Source organism: Dokdonella sp. (genome assembly GCF_049593775.1).
Lineage (GTDB): Bacteria > Pseudomonadota > Gammaproteobacteria > Xanthomonadales > Rhodanobacteraceae > Dokdonella.
On record NZ_JBAWHJ010000143.1, the window covers coordinates 1 to 4,232 of the forward strand.

Here is a 4,232-nt window from a genome sequence, read left to right on the forward strand (position 1 = left end):
GTTAAGTTGTGACTATCCGGAGAGCTCGGTAAAGGTGTGACTATCCAGAGAAATCAAGAGAATGTCACAGGTTTGCAGAGCCCGGTTCTCAGTACTGGTCGGAATCACCGACGGGCCGTCGCCACGAGCAATAACTCGATGCACAATGCATATTATGTCAAATAGAAGATCAATCCTCCGAAGTGCACCTGGGCGGATCCACAAAGGTTTCCGCCCTTGCAACTCCATCCCCCCGGATATCTTCAGCGAGCCTTACCGAGGACGCTGTCCATCTGTCGGCCTGCCTTATCGGCGGCGCCTCGAACGGCTGCATCGACGCCGCTCGCGTTGTCTGTTGCCGCAATGGGCTGGCGCCCCTCCAACCGAACTTCGACCGCGCAGTGCTTGTCGTCCGGCCCGGACTTGCCAGCGTTTACATCCGAAAGATGCACCTCGACTCGAGTGATATGACTTGCATGCCGACTGAGCGAATGCTCGATCACGCCACTGACGTGGCTGATCAGGCGATCATCACTTTCGATCGTGTGATCCGTATTGATCTGGATCTTCATTGTCGTCTCCTGACTTGTAAGCAGAGCCTGGCTCTGACGCTCGATCCTAATTCAGCGCCTCGGCTGCCTTGAGGTAGGAGTCACAGGCCTCGATCTTGATGGAATCGTTCTTCGCGTCATCGACGCACTTGCGGTACTGATCGACCAGACGCAAGCGCTCTTTGGAGACACTTTCGCTGGCCTTGTAGGACTGGGCCTGGGCCCTGGATGCCTTGCGCTGGGCACCCCCACAAGCTACCAGCGACGCGGTAGCCAGAATGATCAAAGCCGTCTTGGAAAAATTCATGCTCACTCCAGAAAAACAGGGAAATCAGCCACCGAGCATGACGCCAACGCAGGAGTTAGACAAGCCGGTACAAACCAGGAGTGCCGATGGCTGACTGAACCTTGACAGCGAGCTAGCGCAGAACAAGTACCGGGATGGCGCTGTGTGTCAGCACCTTGTGTGTTTCGCTACCCAGCAAGACGCCACCCACTCCGCTGCGCCCGTGAGACGCCATCAGGATCAGGTCACAGCCCTGCTTTCTGGCGGTATCGATGATTGCCTTGTAGGCATGATCGGATACGACAATCTCGGTCTTGCAATCGACACCGGCTGCCTTGGCCGCCTTGGCCAGCACTTCAAGTATCCCCCGGGCACGCGACCGAGTGGCCTCGTTGAGGGTCTCGCGTGTTTCTTCGAGAATCTGCAGCTGATAGTCGATCAGATGGAGATTCGGCACGACATTCAGCCCGGTGACCGACGCACCCATTTCGGAGGCGAACTTGATACCTTTTTCGATCGCCTTCGCGGAAAGATCCGAACCGTCGGTTGGTATGAGGATGTGCTTGAACATGGCGAATGGCTCCATGGCAACGGCAAATTCCGTCGACTGCAAGGCTACAAACTAACCACCGTGCGTCTATTGATGCAGGTCAATCAATGACGATCTGATGCCTGGAACCTACCAACTGGTGGGTTTGTAGTCCTTCAGGAACTGACCCCAGACATGCTCGCCGGTATTCGCGCCGTGGATGATCGGATCCACGATACGCGCTGCTCCATCAATGATGTCGAGCGGCGGATGGAAGCGTTCCTCGATAGTCTTGCGAGCGGCGATCTCTGCGGGATCTTCATCCGTGACCCAGCCTGTGTCGACGGCATTCATGTGAATGCCGTCGTTGTGATAATCCGTGGCGGCGGTTCGGGTCATCATGTTGAGCGCGGCCTTGGCCATGTTGGTATGCGGGTGTTTTGTGGTCTTGAAGTTTCGGTAGAACTGTCCTTCCACGGCCGAAACATTGACGATGTGCTTGTCACGTTCCGGCGTGGCCAGCATCAAGGGCTTGAGCCTGGCATTGATGATGAATGGCGCAATCGCGTTGACCAGATGGACTTCGAGCAACTCGACCGACGGCACCTCGGCCATCAGCAGGCGCCAGGAATTGCGTCCACGCAGATCAACCTGCTGAAGGTCCTGATCCAGTCGACCTTCGGGAAACAGATGCTCCTGTGCCAACAGCTCTTCGGGCAGCAGCTTCAGTTGCGACAGCTCAGCCGCTGCAGTAAGCCCGGGTGCCGCATGCGAAATCTTGCTGTCGCCGGATTGAAGTTGACGCCCTTCCCCGCTTCCAGATATCGCCGGATTGCGCATGCCTTCGTAGCCTCCGATCAGCTTGCGCAGTTTGTCGGGCAGGTCGTCGAACGCGGCGGACTCTCCTTGCATCATGTGCCTGTAGAAATCAGGCGGCCGGCGAACGGTCTGGCAGGCATTGTTGATGATGAAATCGAGCCGTGAGCGTGTCTTCAGCAGTTCATTGCAGAACGCCTCGACACTGGGCGTATGTCGCAGGTCAAGGCCGTAGATTTCCAGCCTATGCCCCCAGTCGGCGAAATCAGGTTCCTCGGCGTAGCGCGCTGCCGAATCGCGCGCGAAACGGGTTGTCACGATCAACTCGGCTCCGGCGCGCAGCAGCTTGAGTCCTGCCTGATAGCCGATCTTGACGCGTCCGCCGGTGAGTAATGCCACGCGACCCTTGAGGTCAGCCAGTTCCGACCGTTTGCTGAAGTTGAACGCAGCACATTCGGGGCAAAGCTGGTCGTAGAAATGATGTATTGACGTGTATTTCTGCTTGCATACATAGCAATGCTGCAGATCAACCGACTCGCGTCGGGCAACTGCTTCGTCATCCGTATCCTGGGTCTCCAGGCTTTCCGGCGGAAAAACATTGGGTGTCGTGAATACGGGCTTTGCACGCAACTTCCGTATACCGGTTGCATTGAGCAAGGCATCATCCTTGCTGATGGTGCGTTCTGTACGCTCGCGCTCGGCGGCCTTCATGCGTTGGCGACGTGAAATCGGATCGGGGTGATAAACCCGGGCAACCGCCTGATGCAGCAGTTTGCGATCTTCCGGCGCAAGCTCGTCGAGAAGGCTCCAGTTTTCCGCAACGGCCAGCAACGTTGCTGTGGCATCGCGCAGACGTTCGATCAGTTCGGAACGATCGCCGGCATCGGCGGGCTTCGGGTCATCACGGGTCACGGGCTTTCTATCGCTGGCGGTGGACCGCGAATGATCGCATGGGAAGTGATCTGCGGAAAACGAAGCTCACCTGCTCGCCAGTTCTGAACGGACGCGCCAGCACGTTTTTCTGGCGCCCTGATCAGGATTGGCTAGCGCTGGTCACGCCAGCGTGCCGCACCCAGGAAAACCACGCGCAACTGTCGCACGAAATTTTCGATCAGCTCCTGTTCCCGCGTGGGCTGGTCTGGTGGAAGATCGAGAATATCCGAGGCCGCGTTCAGCATCGTGGTTACGACCAGCCCGCAGATCATCTGCAGGGTTGTGCTGGAAAGCTCGGGCAAGGTGCCGATGCTGCGCAGATCCTGTGCCATCTCCGAAGCAAAATGACTCTCTTCAATGCGGATGGCGTCGCGGATGATTCGCGAGCCGCCTCCGCGCTCGCCAGCGATGAAGCGGAACACCAGCCTGCGTTCCTCGACGAACCGCTTGTAGATCAGTACCGAGCCACGAAGCATGTCGGTGGGAGGAATGCCGTCGCGGCGCGCCTCTCTCAGCAGGCGACGAAGTGTCACGCCGCCCATTTCAACCAGGGCCAGGCCCAATTCATCCAGGTCACGAAAGTGGAGATAGAACGTGGCAGGCACCACGCCTGCCTCGCGTGCCACCTCGCGCAAGCTGAGCGCGGAAAAACCACGGCCCTGTCCTATCAGGGCGAGTGCCGCTTCAATCAGGCGCTGACGAGTGCGCTCCTTGCGCTCAATGCGGGTTGCTGGCGCTTCCACATCACTGCGCGTCAAAGCTGGCTTGGTCAGGGACATGGCGATCTCCCGGCGAAAACGACGCAGTTGGCAGGGTCTGAAGTATAGGCCGTCGGCCCTGGTTTCCGGATTGGAGTGGAAACTCCAGACGTTTTGAGTGAACATATGTTCATTCAACAGGATTGATACACGATGAATACCGGAACCGCCAGCCCCGAAGTCCCCGCATCCGGCGCTCGTCGATGGCTTCGTCATCCCTTGCTGTCCCCGTTGAATGTCCCGGAGGACTGGGATCGACTGGCGTCGGCCATCAATCCGCTTTGGTCACTGAGCGAGTCGCGAGCTCGGCTTGTACGCATTGTCAATGAAGCGCCAGGCGTGAAAAGCCTGTGGCTGAAGCCGAATCGCCACTTCAAGGG

Annotated in this window: 5 protein-coding genes and 1 pseudogene; 1 reads left to right on the plus strand and 5 read right to left on the minus strand. The window is 57.9% G+C overall.

Annotation, left to right across the window (positions count from 1 at the left end):
- Window positions 1–242: 242 nt before the first annotated feature.
- The 5 genes from WBP53_RS04935 to fabR all read right to left on the minus strand — a co-directional run bounded on the left by WBP53_RS04935 (window position 243) and on the right by fabR (window position 3,873).
- Window positions 243–551, minus strand: coding sequence for an HPF/RaiA family ribosome-associated protein (locus tag WBP53_RS04935; protein ID WP_423926530.1), 309 nt, complete (start codon window positions 549–551; stop codon window positions 243–245).
- A gap of 46 nt (window positions 552–597) precedes the next feature.
- Window positions 598–837, minus strand: a complete 240-nt coding sequence (locus tag WBP53_RS04940; RefSeq protein WP_423926532.1) for a hypothetical protein — start codon at window positions 835–837, stop codon at window positions 598–600.
- A 112-nt stretch (window positions 838–949) separates the two neighbouring features.
- Window positions 950–1,387, minus strand: a complete 438-nt coding sequence (locus WBP53_RS04945; RefSeq protein WP_423926534.1) for a universal stress protein — start codon at window positions 1,385–1,387, stop codon at window positions 950–952.
- A 108-nt stretch (window positions 1,388–1,495) separates the two neighbouring features.
- Window positions 1,496–3,073, minus strand: coding sequence for an SDR family NAD(P)-dependent oxidoreductase (locus WBP53_RS04950; protein WP_423926536.1), 1,578 nt, complete (start codon window positions 3,071–3,073; stop codon window positions 1,496–1,498).
- 131 nt (window positions 3,074–3,204) lie between these two features.
- Window positions 3,205–3,873, minus strand: coding sequence for an HTH-type transcriptional repressor FabR (gene fabR, locus WBP53_RS04955; protein ID WP_423926538.1), 669 nt, complete (start codon window positions 3,871–3,873; stop codon window positions 3,205–3,207).
- A 132-nt stretch (window positions 3,874–4,005) separates the two neighbouring features.
- On the opposite strand from fabR, the pseudogene WBP53_RS04960 reads away from it, so the two are divergent.
- Window positions 4,006–4,232 (plus strand): annotated as a pseudogene (locus WBP53_RS04960) (hypothetical protein); the annotation flags it as partial.